16 protein-coding genes are annotated in these 15,583 nt (G+C 40.0%); 4 read left to right on the top strand and 12 right to left on the bottom strand.

Annotation, left to right across the window (positions count from 1 at the left end; all coding sequences use genetic code 11):
- Window positions 1-14 precede the first annotated feature (14 nt).
- The 5 genes from ACLR96_RS03925 to ACLR96_RS03905 all read right to left on the bottom strand — a co-directional run bounded on the left by ACLR96_RS03925 (window position 15) and on the right by ACLR96_RS03905 (window position 4,430).
- Window positions 15-902, bottom strand: a complete 888-nt coding sequence (locus ACLR96_RS03925) for a 2-oxo acid dehydrogenase subunit E2 (RefSeq protein ID WP_412265202.1) — start codon at window positions 900-902, stop codon at window positions 15-17.
- A gap of 1 nt (window position 903) precedes the next feature.
- Entirely contained in the window at window positions 904-2,583 is a 1,680-nt protein-coding gene (locus ACLR96_RS03920) for a class I adenylate-forming enzyme family protein (protein WP_412265199.1), read from the bottom strand.
- A gap of 191 nt (window positions 2,584-2,774) precedes the next feature.
- Window positions 2,775-3,557: an enoyl-CoA hydratase/isomerase family protein gene (locus ACLR96_RS03915; protein ID WP_187524910.1), complete on the bottom strand. Its 783-nt coding sequence runs from the start codon at window positions 3,555-3,557 to the stop codon at window positions 2,775-2,777.
- A gap of 84 nt (window positions 3,558-3,641) precedes the next feature.
- Entirely contained in the window at window positions 3,642-4,256 is a 615-nt protein-coding gene (locus tag ACLR96_RS03910; protein WP_412265196.1) for a 4'-phosphopantetheinyl transferase family protein, read from the bottom strand.
- Window positions 4,257-4,274: 18 nt separating this feature from the next.
- The gene (locus ACLR96_RS03905) at window positions 4,275-4,430 is read right to left on the bottom strand and encodes a hypothetical protein (RefSeq protein WP_412265194.1); all 156 of its coding nucleotides are present in this window, start codon (window positions 4,428-4,430) and stop codon (window positions 4,275-4,277) included.
- A gap of 259 nt (window positions 4,431-4,689) precedes the next feature.
- Here ACLR96_RS03905 and ACLR96_RS03900 point away from each other — a divergent pair, with 259 nt between their 5' ends.
- Complete coding sequence (locus tag ACLR96_RS03900) at window positions 4,690-5,151, top strand: TspO/MBR family protein (RefSeq protein WP_187524913.1); 462 nt, start codon at window positions 4,690-4,692, stop codon at window positions 5,149-5,151.
- Here the strand turns inward: ACLR96_RS03900 and ACLR96_RS03895 are convergent.
- The 6 genes from ACLR96_RS03895 to ACLR96_RS03870 form a co-directional block, all read right to left on the bottom strand.
- Window positions 5,141-7,186: a DUF4118 domain-containing protein gene (locus ACLR96_RS03895; protein WP_412265190.1), complete on the bottom strand. Its 2,046-nt coding sequence runs from the start codon at window positions 7,184-7,186 to the stop codon at window positions 5,141-5,143. The genes ACLR96_RS03900 and ACLR96_RS03895 overlap by 11 nt on opposite strands.
- Window positions 7,187-7,262: 76 nt before the next feature.
- Window positions 7,263-7,910, bottom strand: coding sequence for a potassium-transporting ATPase subunit KdpC (kdpC, locus tag ACLR96_RS03890; protein WP_187524915.1), 648 nt, complete (start codon window positions 7,908-7,910; stop codon window positions 7,263-7,265).
- 17 nt (window positions 7,911-7,927) lie between these two features.
- Window positions 7,928-9,997 (bottom strand): potassium-transporting ATPase subunit KdpB, encoded by a 2,070-nt coding sequence (gene kdpB / locus ACLR96_RS03885; RefSeq protein WP_187524916.1) that lies wholly within the window; start codon window positions 9,995-9,997, stop codon window positions 7,928-7,930.
- 42 nt (window positions 9,998-10,039) lie between these two features.
- Window positions 10,040-11,776, bottom strand: coding sequence for a potassium-transporting ATPase subunit KdpA (locus tag ACLR96_RS03880; protein WP_187524917.1), 1,737 nt, complete (start codon window positions 11,774-11,776; stop codon window positions 10,040-10,042).
- A gap of 21 nt (window positions 11,777-11,797) precedes the next feature.
- Entirely contained in the window at window positions 11,798-11,875 is a 78-nt protein-coding gene (kdpF, locus tag ACLR96_RS03875) for a K(+)-transporting ATPase subunit F (protein ID WP_187525119.1), read from the bottom strand.
- A gap of 323 nt (window positions 11,876-12,198) precedes the next feature.
- Window positions 12,199-12,855: a DNA-3-methyladenine glycosylase family protein gene (locus ACLR96_RS03870; protein WP_187525120.1), complete on the bottom strand. Its 657-nt coding sequence runs from the start codon at window positions 12,853-12,855 to the stop codon at window positions 12,199-12,201.
- Between the two features lie 208 nt (window positions 12,856-13,063).
- On the opposite strand from ACLR96_RS03870, the gene ACLR96_RS03865 reads away from it, so the two are divergent.
- Window positions 13,064-13,252: a ferredoxin gene (locus ACLR96_RS03865; RefSeq protein ID WP_187524918.1), complete on the top strand. Its 189-nt coding sequence runs from the start codon at window positions 13,064-13,066 to the stop codon at window positions 13,250-13,252.
- Between the two features lie 316 nt (window positions 13,253-13,568).
- On the opposite strand, the gene ACLR96_RS03860 is transcribed toward ACLR96_RS03865, so the two are convergent.
- Window positions 13,569-14,429, bottom strand: a complete 861-nt coding sequence (locus ACLR96_RS03860) for a KilA-N domain-containing protein (RefSeq protein ID WP_187524919.1) — start codon at window positions 14,427-14,429, stop codon at window positions 13,569-13,571.
- A 500-nt stretch (window positions 14,430-14,929) separates the two neighbouring features.
- Between ACLR96_RS03860 and ACLR96_RS03855 the strand changes: the two genes are divergently transcribed.
- Both ACLR96_RS03855 and ACLR96_RS03850 read left to right on the top strand, forming a co-directional pair.
- Window positions 14,930-15,319: a TnpV protein gene (locus ACLR96_RS03855; protein ID WP_412265184.1), complete on the top strand. Its 390-nt coding sequence runs from the start codon at window positions 14,930-14,932 to the stop codon at window positions 15,317-15,319.
- Window positions 15,316-15,579 (top strand): DUF6809 family protein, encoded by a 264-nt coding sequence (locus tag ACLR96_RS03850; RefSeq protein WP_412265181.1) that lies wholly within the window; start codon window positions 15,316-15,318, stop codon window positions 15,577-15,579. Before ACLR96_RS03855 ends, ACLR96_RS03850 begins: the two co-directional genes overlap by 4 nt.
- Window positions 15,580-15,583: the final 4 nt, after the last annotated feature.

Below are 15,583 nucleotides of genomic sequence, written 5' to 3'. Positions count from 1 at the left end.
AACAGCAGCGCTTCTTATTCTTCTCTTCCTGACACGCTTGTGCTTACAGGTCTTTCCAGCAGTTCCGGCTGCTCCAATATCTGTTCCAGTATTCGCAGTGACTTTGCAAAATAAAATCCGTCAGCTATTCTCTCATCAGCTGTAGCTCCCAGAGTTACCACATCTCTCACAGATATGTTACCCTGAAGATCTATGACCTGCTCTTTATGTATCTTTCCTATAGTTATAACAATAGAATTAGTTCCGTAATTATTCAAATGATGGTAGGCAGCATTACATTTAATACTTCCCAGATTTGAAAGCAGCACAGTGGCATAATTGCTGTCTCCCCGACATATACTCTCCGGCATCCATCCGTGAAAATCCAGGAATCTGAAAATACACATAGCGAATCTCATAACACATCTTGGAAGTTTCGCCAGCTTATCCAACAGATCATTTATATCATTGCCGCCTTTCTCTCTGACTTGTGCAGCATCTCCTACAATCCTTTTTCTCATTTTTTCCAGAGTAGTCTCTCCTGTCACTTCAGTGATAAGCAAAGATTCCTCCGCATCATCTTCAAATTTACGTTTTACTATAAAAGCCAGCGTCATCTTATTTCGCTGGTAAAATCTTTTTCCTGATATGAATACATTAAGTTTCGGCCGGTGGTACATTATCTTAGCAACAGCTGTCGCCAGCACATGGAAAGGCGTTAGTTTCTCGGGATCATCCCTTCTGTTTCTGGCTTCTATATATCTCATCATATTTGTGACATCTATCGTCTCCTGTATATAGACCTCTGATTCACATCTCTGGGGCATCAGATACGGCATTATTCCATGAATACCGTCTATATCCTTTATCCATGTTCCGTCTTTTCTGTCGCCTCGTTTTCTTTTCTTCCGTGTCTTTTCCATGTCACCTTACGCTTTCATTTACTTCGTCCTCTAAAACCCTGTACGCAACTTTTCCCACTAATGTTTTAGGCAATTCTCTGCGAAATTCTATCTCAGAGGGAACTCCGAATCTGAACACCTTTTTTCTGCAGTTTTCAAGAATCTCTTCTTTTATTTTTTCACTAGGTTCTACGCCTTCTCTCAAAACAACAAAAGCTTTTACCTTATGCATCTTATACTTATCCGGAATCCCTATAGCGCAGGAATACATAACGTCAGGATGTGCATCTATGGCATTCTCCACCTGTGAAGGGTATATATTATATCCCGAAACTATAATGATGCGTTTCAGCCTCTGCCTAAAATATACAAAACCCTCCTCGTCCATCATTCCCATGTCTCCGGTATGAAGCCATATCCTGCCGTCGCCATGCGGTCTCAAGGTTCTTGCAGTCTCATCAGGATCGTCAAGATATCCTCTCATCACCGAAGGACCGCTTATACAGATCTCTCCGTCATGATTAGGCGGAAGCTTTTCGTTGGTGTCTACTTTTACTATCTTATAATATGTATCCGGAAAAGGTATTCCTATGCTGCCTTCCTTATAATAATCATATGGGGTCAGACAGCTGGCTGTCACACACTCTGTAGTCCCGTATCCTTCGCGTATCTGTATTGAAGAATTATGTTCCCTCAGAAATTCATCCACCTTTTTCTTCAGTTCTATTGACAGTGAATCTCCCCCACAAAACATTCCCCTTATAAATGACATATCAAAGCCCTGCAATCCGTCTGTTCTGAGAAGAGCTTCAAAAAGAGTAGGAACACCGGGAAGCACATTAGGTTTTTCCTTTTTTATAAGTCTGGCATAAGTCTCTACAGAAAACTGGGGAACCAATATACACGTACCCCCGTGAATCAGCGCAGTATGTATTCCTATGCCAAGTCCGAATCCATGAAAAAGAGGCATCACCGAAAGCATTCTCAATCCATCCAGTGAGAATCCCGCAGCTACTCCTGTCTGCAGCGCCAGCGCGTTTAAGTTGAGATTAGTAAGCTGTATTCCCTTAGTCTTTCCGGTGGTGCCTCCGCTGAACAAAATCACAGCTTCATCATCATATTTATTATCAGGCTTTTCAGGGGCGCCTTTTTTATGTCCCTCCCTGACAAAATCACTCCATTTAAATACTGTTCGGCTGTCATACTTTATTCTTCTCTTGCCTTTGACCGTCAAAGGATACAGCGCATTCTTAGGAAATGGCAGTTCATCCTTTATGTCCGCCACTATAATCTTTATAGACATCCCTGTATTTTCCACGGCGCTCTTTATCTTTTCATAAAAAAGGTTCAATGTGACTATAGCCTTACTGTCAGTTTTCGACAGATAAAACTCTATTTCTTCGACAGCTGACAGGGGATGTATCATCACCGATACTGCACCTGCTCTGTTCAGAGCATAAAAGCTGTCTACGGCCTGAGGTGTATTAGGCATGCATATAGTAACTCTGTCACCCTTTCCTATACCTATCGAAGAAAAACCTCCTGCCACCGTTTCTATCTTTTTTACAAAATCTTCATACCTTGTCTTTTTCCCCTGAAATTCATAGGCTGACACGTCAGGTTTATTCCTTGCTGCCTTATATACCTCTTCATACATCAATGTATAGGGATAATCTATCGTCTGCCTTAAATGCTTCTCCATATATTGATACCATCCTTTTTTGATCTCATATCAGTTTTTTTCTCGAACTTTGTCATTATATCACGGTTATGGGAATAAAAAAAGTGTGCATAATAGAATCAAATATTCCTATGCACGTATCTGTCTGCAAGTGATTTTTATCAGTCATATGACATACAGTCAGACGACATATTTTATCCGCTTTGATATATTCACGAACGGTTTCTGTATGGCTTATGCGGACGCTTTTGCAGAAATGCAGATGTTGCTTCCGCTCTGTCAGGGCTGTCATAACACTGCGTAAACAATTGTCTTTCTAATTCAAGCGCATCACAAAGAGGCAGCTCAAGCCCCTGTTTCACCGACTGCCTCATGAGCCGTATCGCATTAGGAGACTTATCTGCTATAATACCGGCCACCTCCATTGCTTTACTCATGAGATTCTCTTTTTCAGTTATATATTCCACCAGATGAAGACTATAACATTCTTCTGCGCTCATTATCCTTCCCGTCAGCAAAATATCAGATGCACATGAAGGTCCTACCAGTCTTGGAAGAAGCTGCGTGGCTGTCCAGCAAGGGATGCCGCCAAGGTTCACAGTAGGGATACCTATTTTCGCTGTTTTCGCAGCAACGGTGATATCTGAAGCAAGTATAAGTTCCATTCCTCCGCCCAGCGCATAACCGTCAATAGCTGCTATAACAGGAACCGGACTGTTATATATAGACATTGCACAATCCTGCCCTCTCTTTGAAAATTCATAAGCCGTTTCCTTTGTCAGAAGACTTTCTTCCTTTATATCTCCTCCTGCTGTAAACGAACGGTCAATAGAACTATTCAAAATAATCGCATATATATCCGGATCTTTGCCTGCCGCCCTTATTGAATACGTCAATTCTTCCAGTGTTTTTGACCGAAATGCGTTCAAAACTTCAGGGCGATCCAACGTGATGATGGCTACATTTCCTTCTTTTTTCATCAATACATCATCCATATGAATACCTCCGTATCTTTAAAGTAATATTGACTTTACTATATCATGAAAAGACTGTCACTCCAATAAAGATTTTTCCTATCTTTATCTGATACTGTCACCTACCTTTGCCAGATAATCATGCATATGAGTCTCATCAATCTTGATAATACTGATATCTTTGTTCACAGTACATACAGACAGAATATAATTCCCGACTGCCTTTGAAAAGATATTCTTTCCAATACAATCGTGCCATCCATCCCACAATACATGAGCAAAATCCTCTTCATCCAGTCTTTCTGCATATCCGTCTGCCGACTGCTTCCCATACGCTTCCATACATCCTTTGCATCTTATCTCTCTCTGAGACATATCTTCTTTTCCTTGTTCTATATCCACTCCTATATCCAACTCAGAAAAACCACAGGCCGAGCAGCTTCCGCTGTGCGAAAAATTAAAACAGATCCCATTGACACCTATATACGGTTTTCCTCCTTTGTGTATACATATCTCCGGAACAAAACGCGATCCATATATATCATATATTCCAAATGCAAACAACATATATACTGCCAGTGACAGCTGTTTATCTTTTGCCTCTGAATACCGATCTATTTTACATCTTCTATCTTCAGGACAAATACGATAACATCTACTGTACAAAGATCCGGATAATTCAAATATACTGCAGTCAATTAAATAAACTATCGTTCCCATTCCCAGTCTGCCTTTCTATCATTGGGTCAATTCATCTGTCGAAAAGCAAAATATATCTTTGCTTTTCACTATAATTATACCTTCAATTGGACTGCCCATTCCGTCTAACGCCTTTAATTGATGATCTCCATTAATATAGTCATGTGAAACAGCTTTAAATTCTGCAACATCCATGGCATACCTCCTTTTATTCGATCTAATTAGTTTTAACTAACTAAATGATAAAACGATTTTTTGCCAAAGTCAACAAAACCTGAAATAAAATCTTGCAAATCCTGCACGGATTTTATCCCAGGTTTTATCAGATCGCTATCCCTGCTATTCTGCAATTTCATTACTTACCATAATTTGCTGTTGTTTCCCCGCCGAATTCGCAGCAGCATGAATAGAAAATATTTTAAATCATATAATAACCATATTGTGAGGTGTTTTTATGAAAATACATTGGAAAAGATTAATAATATGTATACTTATACCACTATCCATAGGAAGCATTGCCGCAATAATAACCCGAGGCGGAAGTGAAACTTTCAGCGCCATCGACAAGCCGCCGCTGTCTCCTCCGGGGTGGCTTTTTCCGGTGATGTGGACCATACTTTACATTCTGATGGGAATCGCATCTTATCTTGTGATGAATTCCTCCAAGCCCCACGGTTCTGCCGCCGCTTTCTATATGATACAGCTTGTTTTTAATTTCTTCTGGCCTATTATATTTTTCAATTTTGAATTATATCTCATATCATTTATATGGCTTGTCCTGCTGTGGATACTCATACTGATTACCATGATTTTATTCAGTAAAATATCAAAACCGGCTGCATGGCTTTTACTCCCATATCTTCTTTGGGTAGCTTTCGCAGGGTATCTGAACTTCGGTATTTATATCATGAATTAACTTCCTTGCTTTCATCCCTCTTTGCCGTCTCTATTCGTTCAATACGTTCAAGTACAAATGCCGCCTCATTTAATATAGCTGATATTATATCATATTTAAAACTTCCTATCTCACGTCTTTCCTCCAGTACCATACCTACGACTGCCAAAACTTTTTCGCCATCCATAACCGGCAGATATATAGCCTCCGCATCCGGAAGTGTATGAGTCGTACATCCGGCACGATGACCATTTTCAAATACCCACGAAACAACTGACTGTTCTCTTATATCAGTATATTTTTCTTTAAGTTCTTCATAAATATCACTATCAAGATCTTTTCTGAAAAAAATATACGGATCCTGACAGATTCCATCCACTTTAGTATAAAACAAAACTGTAAGCATCAAAAGTTTCTGTATCTGAGAGGCCAGTTCTTCACCGACTTCCTGCCTAGAGAAACTCCTTCTCAGCTGTCTGCTGTTGTTGAGCAAAATTTCCGTTCTGTAAACTCTTTTAGCATTAGCTTCATTTTGTCTCTGCACTTTGGAAAGCGACCATGAACTTATGAGTCCCACAGAAAGCAACATAGCAAACGTCAAATAATATTCACTGTTATCAGCTGCCATACTATGAACAGGCATTACGAAAAAATAATTGAATGTAAGTACTCCTACGACAGACTGCAGTGTCGAACAAAGATAGCCTCTTGTAAAAATGGAAGTAACCATTATTCCAAACAGATACACCATTATAATATTTGCTTCCGAAAAACCCATATTCCTCAGGCCAAGCCCTATGGCAATGCTTAAAACACAGATCAATGCAGTAAGAAAAAAATCTCTGATTCTTGCATTTTTAAAATATCCTATCACACGGCTATTCAGTGAAAGCCTTCGTCTTCTTCTGCCATCCTCATCAGATACTACAAGTACGTCCAGACCGGGAGCATGCTGCATTACACTGTTGGACAATGCTCTGCTGTTTTGCCTAAATGAAGATCCATGATTGGTCCGTCCCATTACAATTTTAGTTACATGGCTTATCTTAGCATATTCGGCTATCTGTCTGGCTATATTATTGCTGAATACAGTCACCACTTTTGCGCCGAGTTTTCTTGCAAGTTTTATATTGGCATCGCGCTGTCGTTTATTCTTTGATGTCATATTCTGCAGCACTACGTTTTCAATATAAAGTGCTGTAAAATTAGCATGAAGTGAATTAGCAAGTCTCGCCGCCTTTCTTATTACCTTGCCGTTTACAGGTGACGGAGATATGCATACCATCACATGCTCTTCGGGAGAAATATTCATATCCCCGCAGGCTTTATTCTCTTGCTCCGCAATCATATTCACTCTATCTGCCATACGCCGCAAAGCCATTTCCCTCAAAGCCGTCAGCTTGTTCTTTTTAAAAAAATTATTAAGAGCCCTTGCAGATTGAGTTTTTCGGTATATCTTTCCTTCTTTCATTCTTAAGATCAACTCTTCAGGTTCGATATCCACCATTTTAACTTGATCTGCTCCGTCAAAAACACTATCAGGTATCCGTTCTTTCACTTCAACCCCTGTTATATTTTCAACTACATCATTCAAACTCTCAAGATGTTGTATATTCACAGTGGTATATACATTTATACCATGATCTAAAAGTTCCTCTATATCCTGATACCGTTTTTCATGTCTGCATCCCGGAACATTAGTATGAGCAAGTTCATCTACAAGTATAACTTTCGGTTTTCTCAAAAGAGCTGCATCTAAATCAAATTCTCTGAACTTATGCCCCTTATACTCTACCATTTTAAAAGGCAGCTGTTCTATCCCTTCCATCATTTTAACAGTATCCGGTCTGTCATGAGGCTCTATATACCCAGCTACTACATCTATACCCTCTTTTTTCAAAACATGTGCCATTTCCAGCATGGCGTAAGTTTTCCCTGTACCTGCAACATAGCCCAGAAATATTTTAAGCTTCCCTCTTTCATACTTTTGCTCAATTGCTTTTTCCGCTCTTATTCTTTCAAGGAATTCTTCAGGAGCGGCTCTTCCGTCACTCATATATACCTCCTTTCTGAAATACAACAAAATAGGCAAATAAGCAGATATGAAATCTGCTTATTTGCTTTGAAGGTGTTTATATTTCTCCGATTTTTTCGGCTATTGCTAAATTACATTTAAGCACATTTACTCTTTCATGACCGAATACTCCCAAGACTTTTCCCGAAGTATTTTCTTTCACTATCTTCTCCAGTTCTTCCTCACTCAGACCACTGGCCGCAGATATTGCCGGGATTTGTATTTGAGCGGATTTCGGAGTGATATTAGGATCAAGCCCCGATCCTGATGCAGTCAGAAGATCTGCCGGGATATCACCCATTTTCACTCCCGGATGTGTTTCCAGAAATTCCTGCATATCTTCTTCTACTCTTTTCTTAAGTTCTTCGTTTGAAGCTCCATAATTGAAATTTCCGGATGAAACTCCGCCGTACTCTCCATTCTCGGCTTGCTCTCTGGTATATGTATTATAGTTTACACTTGATACACGTCCCTGAAAATATCTTTGATCACCTGAAAAATCCTGCCCTACTATGGCTGATCCCACTGCTTTCTCAGGATCCTCAGTCTTTTCTCCGGAGGCAGTTATCATACTGCCGTTTGCCTGATTAGGGAAGATCGCCTGCCCCAAACCTGTCATTGCAGCAGGATAAGCCAAGCCACATATCACAAGCATTATGGCAGTAAGTATCAAACCGCTCCTTAAATATTTAAGAAATGTTTTCATTTTTTTCTCCTCCTACTTTACATACCCAGCATCGCAAGCAGCGGTGTAATGAGTATGTCTATCAGTTTTATTCCGACAAAAGGTACGATTACTCCGCCAAGGCCGTATATACCGAGATTCTTTGTCAGCATCTTCTGAGCACTCATAGGTTTATATTTGACACCTTTCATTGCTATAGGTATCAGACAAGGAATTACTATCGCATTGAATATCAGCGCAGACAATATGGCTGACATCGGAGTAGAAAGCCCCATTATATTAAGTACCTGCATTTGAGGAATCACCATTGTGAACATCGCCGGAATAATAGCGAAATACTTAGCTATATCATTAGCTATACTGAAAGTAGTGAGTGATCCTCTCGTTATAAGAAGCTGTTTTCCTATTTCGACAACCTCAAGTATCTTTGTAGGGTCAGAATCAAGGTCTACCATGTTTGCAGCTTCTTTTGCTGCCGATGTACCGGAATTCATAGCCAGCCCTACATCTGCCTGAGCCAGCGCCGGAGCATCGTTAGTGCCGTCTCCAGTCATAGCCACCAACTTTCCTTCTGCCTGTTCTTTTTTTATGGCTTCTATTTTATCTTCAGGCTTGCATTCGGCGATGAACCCATCTACTCCCGCTTCTTTAGCTATAGTAGCTGCCGTAAGCGGATTGTCTCCTGTACACATGATTGTCTTTATTCCTATGCTTCTCAATCTCTGAAATCTCTCTACAAGACCCGGCTTTACCGTATCCTTAAGATAGATAACGCCATATATCACATTATCTGCAGATACTACAAGCGGTGTGCCTCCAAGAGACGATATTTCTGAAATTATACGGTCAAGATCCTCCGGAATCGTTCCCCCGTTTTCCTTTACCATCTCTTTGATGGCATCTCCGGCTCCCTTTCTAATCTTCAGGCCGTCTTTTGTATCTGCTCCTGACATTCTTGTCTGAGCAGTGAATTCTACGAATTCCATATCTTTTCCGGCCTGCTTGGTATCTACTGTAGTTCCCAGCTGCATTCCCAGTTTCAGTGTTGATTTTCCTTCCGGAGTAGGATCACACAGAGAACTTAATACTGCAAAATCTATCAAATCTTCTTTTTTCTGCCCTTTTACAGGGTAAAAATCAGCTGCCAGTCTATTACCAAATGTTATGGTTCCTGTTTTATCAAGCATCATGGTATCAACATCACCACAAGCCTCTACAGCCTTACCTGACATAGCTATTACATTGAATCTGGTCACCCTGTCCATTCCGGCTATACCTATCGCTGACAAAAGCGCTCCAATAGTAGTAGGAATCAAACATACCAAAAGAGCTATCATAGTTGAAACCTGTATCTCTGCTCCAGAATATCCTGAAAAAGCGTAGAGCGTAACTACTACTATAAGGAATATTATGGTAAGTCCAACCAGAAGGGTATTAAGAGCAATCTCGTTAGGAGTTTTCTGTCTTGACGCCCCTTCAACAAGAGCAATCATCTTATCAAGGAACGATTCTCCCGGTTTTGATGTTATTCTGATTTTCAGCCAATCGCTGACAACTGTTGTTCCTCCCGTTACTGATGAAAAATCCGTTCCCGCTTCTCTCGTTACAGGAGCTGATTCTCCAGTAATGGCAGATTCATCTACAGAAGCAATACCTTCTATAACTTCACCGTCATTAGGAATGACTTCTCCTGCTTTTACAATAACTATATCGTCCATTTTCAGTTCTGAAGCGTTCACTATGGTTTCGTTTCCGTCTTCATCTATTAAACGAGCCTTTGTATCATGTTTCGTATTCTTAAGCGATGCCGCCTGTGCCTTTCCTCGTCCTTCGGCTACCGACTCTGCGAAATTAGCAAAAAGTACAGTGATAAAAAGGATAACACACACAATACCGTTATATGTTCTAAGATAACCCAGAGAAACGTCATCTCCGAAAATACCCGGAAAAATGGTCATCACAAAAGTGAGGACAAATCCCAGTTCGACAACGAACATCACGGGATTCTTTACCATGTACCTCGGGTCAAACTTTTTAAAAGCTCCGATAATAGAGCTCTTCAAGATCTCCCGGGTTATGAATTTTGTCTTCTGATGTTTATTAGACATGCTTATTACATCCCTTTCTTATAATTTCATCCAGTTAATCATTTAAAACCACACTGTCAAATGCTCAGCGATAGGTCCCAGTGCCAAAGCCGGGAAGAATGTAAGGGCAGCGAAAATATATACTACCACTACCACTATTACAGCAAATCCGACAGTATCTGTGCGCATAGTTCCTATAGAAGCTTTTACGCGTCTCTTTGCCAGCAGCGATCCTGCTATAGCTAACTGCGCTATTATAGCTATATAACGGCCGAAGAACATGGCAAGTCCTGTAGTAACATTCCAGAACATACTGTTATCAGCAAGTCCCTCAAACCCGGAACCATTATTTGCAGCTGATGATGAAAATTCATAAAGTACCTGTGATAATCCGTGGAATCCCGAATTCGTTATTCCTTCAAGTCCTGCCTGTGTTACTACAGCAAGAGCCGAGAATCCCAGTATGAGAAGAGGATGAACTATAAGACAGATAGCCACAAGCTTCATTTCTCTTCCTTCTATTTTCTTTCCCAGGTATTCAGGCGTACGTCCTACCATCAGTCCGCACAGGAAAACGGCAAGTATCACATACATTATCATATTCATGAGCCCTACGCCCTTACCGCCGAATACACAGTTAAGCATCATATGCAGAAGTGGTATCATACCGCCTAACGGCGTGAGCGTGTCGTGCATATTATTTACCGTACCTGTCGTAAAGGAAGTCGTAGTAGTAGTGAAAAGCGCTGACTGGTCAATACCAAATCTAACTTCTTTACCTTCCATACTGCCCATGTCCTGACTGAGTCCCACAGACTCGAGTATAGGATTTCCTTTGAGTTCAGATATGTAACATACAGAAAGACCTATGATAAATATAACGCTCATAGCGATAAATACTGTCTTTCCCTGTCCTCCGAAAATAGGTTCTTTTACCCTGATTCTGTTTTCCTCACCAGGGGCAAGGCTTTCTTGTTTCCTGTCCTTGCACATCTTTCCAAACGTAAGTACACATGCTCCCGGAAGAATCATCATCGAAATCAGTTCTACCATATCCGTTATGATAGTAGGATTCTCAAAAGGTGTAGTGGAGTTTGCGCCAAAGAATCCGCCTCCGTTAGTACCCAAATGCTTTATGATTTCAAGAGATGCAACAGGCCCTGTGGCAAAATCCTGAAGTTTTCCGGTTATTGTTTCTACCGTAAAATTTGCTCCGAATGTCTGCGGAACTCCCTGCCAGATGAGAACAAGTCCGAAAATTATACTAAACGGAACAAGTATTCTGGTAGTTATCCTTATCATATCCTCATAGAAATTCCCCAGACCTTTTTTCTTGCCTGCAATACCTCTTGAAAACGCCATACATGCAGCATAACCTGAAGCTGCCGATGTAAACATCATAAAGGTGATAACCACCATCTGACTTAAATATGTAAGACCTGATTCACCTGAATAATGCTGTAAATTCGTATTGGTCATAAAACTTATTATAGTATTAAATGAAAGATCAGCAGGCATGCCTTCAATTCCATTAGGATTCAAAAACAATACGCTCTGTATCCTCAAAATTAAATATCCCACGAAAATCATTACCGCATTTGTCATCAAAAGATGTCCAGCATATGATTTCCATGTCATACCGCTTCTGTCTATGCGGCATATTTTATAAATCCCATTATCGATTCTATTGAAAACAGGATCTGCGAACGTTCTTTTTTTCGTCGCAATGTGGTACATATATTTCCCCATGGGAATGACCACTATAATGAAAATCAATAGTGTCAAAATAATCTGCAACATTGTTTGCCTCCCCTAAATAAATTACAGTTTTTCCGGATGCACCAATGCGTATACGAGGTATACCGACAAAGCTGCTATCACGATTCCTAAAGCTATCATTTTTATTCCTCCAATTTAATTAAAATCCTTTATTCGCTTTCTGTATTCTCACTTTTATCCACTTGCCTTCCGCACCAGTTAATAAATAACTTCATAAGCCCAAACCCGGCAAGCAGTGTAAAAATCATTAACACGTCTGACATTTCCTATCCCTCCTTACGGTGCATATATTAGCAGAACAGGTAAAAAGACGAAATTAAAAAAAAGGGAATGGCATTAAAATTGTATAAATACAGACAAAAAAACTGCTTCGCCAAAACATCTGTTTCTGCGAAGCAGTCTTATCATTGCGCTTATAACCTGCAGCCATATGACTACCCTTTTTATTTCTTGTGCTTATCTGCGGGAGCATAATCTCTCATGCCTTCGACAGTCCCTCCCGCCACTGCCCACAAGTATAAACTCGCTACACTGCAGTAAGGACTGAACCGTTTTCTATACCGTTCGAACCTTTCTCTCGTAATTTCTCTATGGTGATAAAGCATCCGCAGTCCGCGCAAAATCGCCAGATCGCCAAAACTAAAAACATTCGGCCGCTGAAGACAAAAAAGCAATATCATTTCCGCCGTCCAAACTCCTATTCCTTTAAGTGCAGAAAGCTCTTCTATAACCTCAGCGTCATCTTTCTTCTTTATTTTCTCAGGATCAAATTCTCCACTCATTACTTTTTCTGCAGCACTTAATATGTAATCTGCCTTTCTGAATGAAATCCCAAACCTTTGAAGTTCATCTCTGCCACAAGCCAGAACAGTTTCAGCACTCACCGTTCCCAGACCACAGATCATCCTATTCCAGATAGACTCCTGAGCTTTCGTAGAAATCTGCTGACCAACAATATGATGGACGACAGAAGAAAACAAATCAGTATCCGCCTGACGATAGATATGCCCTACTTTATCAATCACTTCTCCAAGCCTCTTGTCCTTTCTCTTCAAATAATCTATCTCCGTTTCACCATATTGAAAAAATACAGCTTCCATCCTGTCTGTCATTCTCATGCTCTCTCTTTCACTTCTTGTAATGCCCACTATATCATTAAAAATCACAATCATCAATTTAAATCTGACTCTTTTCTGAAAAATTCATAAGCAAAAAATAAAAACCTTTTAAAAACTGTGAATATATGTCTAAAAACAGGTTACCATAAATTATAAACGTACCAAAACAGATCATAAGGAGGTATTGACAATGAAAGCAAGAGTCGATCAGGATGCCTGCATCGGATGCGCCATGTGCCCCGATATCGCACCGGAAATATTCAGAATGGATGATACAGGAAAAGCAGAAAGCTTCAAAGATGTAGACAATAAAAACAAAACCGAAGTACAACAAGCCATAGACACATGTCCCGTAGAAGCTATATCATGGGATGAATAATAACATAACCAGAATAAACATATAACGAGCTGCAGGAATAAGTAATATAAAACTTATTACTGCAGCTCGTTTTGGTAAACTTATCTAAAATATCATGAGATGAGATTTATTCCCACTCGACAAAACCTAATCAATTTTGTTTAGAGATTATTTTCTGTCGTGTTTGTAGTTCTTTTGATTATTTGATATATCCATATTATCCTGCCTATATGAGCTAATGTTATCGTTTTGTTATCAGCGTTGATAACACACACTCTGTAACTGCGGATAATAGCAATATCTTCCGACTCAATTATAAGCAGTTTTACTTATAAAATCAACTATTTGTTTCTGTATCTTCAATAAGATTTTTCTTTAGTGCCTCAATCGTATCTTGGTTCTTTTTCAAAAGTTCCAATTGCCTATATGCTTTTTCCCTTAATATTTTTAACCTTTCAATTTTGGGCACTTCTTGTCTTATTAAATCCGCATTACTATCTTCCAGATTGATAAGCACAACTAATTCTTCTGCCGAAGCAAAATCTCTGATATTCGGTGTTTTCCCGTTTATTCCTTTTTCACTTCTCCATTGTGCCGCCGTCTTTCCAAACAAAGCCATATTGAGAATATCCGCTTCAGAAGCGTATGTATATGCCATTTCCTGCGGAGATAATGTAGGTGTTATCAAAAATTCTTTTACCGCATCTGTATGAATACGATAATTTATTTTTGATAGTTCTCTCTTTACGTCCCATCCAATCGCTAATCTGTTTGCTTCATCTTTCTTTAATCGCTGATAATCCTTGATAATATAAAGTTTAAATTCTGGAGAAATCCACGAAGCAAACTCAAAAGCAATGTCCGTATGAGCATAAGTGCCACCATATCGTCCTGATTTTGATACAATGCCGATTGCATCTGTTGCTTTTATCCATTGCTGCGGTGTCAGCGTAAACGCATTATCTCCTGCTTCTGCTTTAAACCTATCGAATTCGATAGGTTTAAAATTAGGATTGTGGATTTGTTCCCACAATCCCAAAAACGAAATCGTGGAATGGTTACGCATCCAATTTGCTACCACAATAAAAGCATTATCTGGATTTTTATATTTAGCTATATCTGTCAAAGAGATATAAGCATCTTCGTTTATAACATCGCCCATTACTCTAATCTCTACCCCGTTAGCATCAATCTTCATATTCTTTATTTCTTATCCCCCCTTCTACTAATCATTTTCTTCTACACTTTTCACTTATATCAAAGTATATCACACATCATGAGATAAATAAATCTTCAATCACCTTTCCTTCATGCTGATAACAGAACTCGGTATAAGCAATAAAACACAAAAAATATATAAATGGCAGGCAATCTTATAGACTACCTGCCACATAAAATATCCTATATCAAATTTTGTTTATTCCCACTCGAGAGCCAGACCTTGATTTCTCGTGATTTTATGCACTAAAAGTGCGCTTTTTATCCACACATTTCACATATTTCACGCTATTCGTAGCATCTTTGCGAATTTTGTAGCCGTTTTGTAGCCACGGGATTATGACGAATTTTCGGTTCAAGTCCACTTTTTCATCCGATTTTTCCATTATCCCAACGAATAATTCACACACCTCCGCTGGCTGATTCACCTCAAAGCCACTCGCAACTATTTCAAACAAATAATACACGGAGGTTAGCACTATGGAAAAATACATCTACGACAACAGCAACGGACTTTGGTATGAACTACAAGGAGATTATTACATCCCTTGCCTGGTTCTGCCAGACACCGAAGAACGCCCTATCGGTGTCTGGGGTAGGAAGCACTTGGATTACATCAAGGAGCACCGCCCAATACTGTACGCCGATCTGGTTCTCAGCTGCAGGCTGCACAGCTATCTTGCTGACATTGATACTCAGGCAAACGCTAAGCTCGCTCTGCTGACAAAGCAGATGGCAGAGAAAGAAGGAATCAATGAACATCTGAAAGCGCAGGATCAGATGGTTTGGGTCAGAGCCATGAACAGCATCCGCAATCGTGCAGAGGAAGTTGTCCTCAAAGAACTGATCTACGGGGAGGAAACAGTATGAGAATCCTCGAAGAATTCTGGTACGGTAATATTGAGCCGACCGACTATGACTCCTCCACTTGTAAGGAGTACAAAGAAGTGCTTCGTTTGATTACCAAGAATGAAGAAAAGCTTCAGGCATCTATGACGGATGAGCAAAAAGAACTGTTCTCCCGCTACACGGACGCAGTTCGTGAATATCAGACCATGGCAGAGAGCCTGTTGTTCCAGAACAGTTTTAGGCTTGGTGCCAGGATGATGCTGCAGATCATGGAAGAATAACAAT

It is taken from the genome of Lentihominibacter sp., from assembly GCF_046951855.1.
Lineage (GTDB): Bacteria > Bacillota > Clostridia > Peptostreptococcales > Anaerovoracaceae > Lentihominibacter > Lentihominibacter hominis.
The sequence above is the reverse complement of the archived record's forward strand: the minus strand, read 5'-3'. Positions and strand labels throughout refer to the sequence as shown.

Excerpts from the sequence above, each read along its gene's own strand:
- ACLR96_RS03925 (WP_412265202.1), bottom strand. The coding sequence starts at position 902 with ATGGAAAAGACACGGAAGAAAAGAAAACGAGGCGACAGAAAAGACGGA.
- ACLR96_RS03905 (WP_412265194.1), bottom strand. The coding sequence starts at position 4,430 with ATGGATGTTGCAGAATTTAAAGCTGTTTCACATGACTATATTAATGGA.
- ACLR96_RS03865 (WP_187524918.1), top strand. The coding sequence starts at position 13,064 with ATGAAAGCAAGAGTCGATCAGGATGCCTGCATCGGATGCGCCATGTGC.
- ACLR96_RS03850 (WP_412265181.1), top strand. The coding sequence starts at position 15,316 with ATGAGAATCCTCGAAGAATTCTGGTACGGTAATATTGAGCCGACCGAC.
- ACLR96_RS03860 (WP_187524919.1), bottom strand. The coding sequence starts at position 14,429 with ATGAAGATTGATGCTAACGGGGTAGAGATTAGAGTAATGGGCGATGTT.
- ACLR96_RS03910 (WP_412265196.1), bottom strand. The coding sequence starts at position 4,256 with ATGGGAACGATAGTTTATTTAATTGACTGCAGTATATTTGAATTATCC.
- ACLR96_RS03900 (WP_187524913.1), top strand. The coding sequence starts at position 4,690 with ATGAAAATACATTGGAAAAGATTAATAATATGTATACTTATACCACTA.
- ACLR96_RS03895 (WP_412265190.1), bottom strand. The coding sequence starts at position 7,186 with ATGAGTGACGGAAGAGCCGCTCCTGAAGAATTCCTTGAAAGAATAAGA.
- kdpF (WP_187525119.1), bottom strand. The coding sequence starts at position 11,875 with ATGATAGCTTTAGGAATCGTGATAGCAGCTTTGTCGGTATACCTCGTA.
- kdpB (WP_187524916.1), bottom strand. The coding sequence starts at position 9,997 with ATGTCTAATAAACATCAGAAGACAAAATTCATAACCCGGGAGATCTTG.
- kdpC (WP_187524915.1), bottom strand. The coding sequence starts at position 7,910 with ATGAAAACATTTCTTAAATATTTAAGGAGCGGTTTGATACTTACTGCC.
- ACLR96_RS03915 (WP_187524910.1), bottom strand. The coding sequence starts at position 3,557 with ATGGATGATGTATTGATGAAAAAAGAAGGAAATGTAGCCATCATCACG.
- ACLR96_RS03920 (WP_412265199.1), bottom strand. The coding sequence starts at position 2,583 with ATGGAGAAGCATTTAAGGCAGACGATAGATTATCCCTATACATTGATG.
- ACLR96_RS03870 (WP_187525120.1), bottom strand. The coding sequence starts at position 12,855 with ATGGAAGCTGTATTTTTTCAATATGGTGAAACGGAGATAGATTATTTG.
- ACLR96_RS03880 (WP_187524917.1), bottom strand. The coding sequence starts at position 11,776 with ATGTTGCAGATTATTTTGACACTATTGATTTTCATTATAGTGGTCATT.
- ACLR96_RS03855 (WP_412265184.1), top strand. The coding sequence starts at position 14,930 with ATGGAAAAATACATCTACGACAACAGCAACGGACTTTGGTATGAACTA.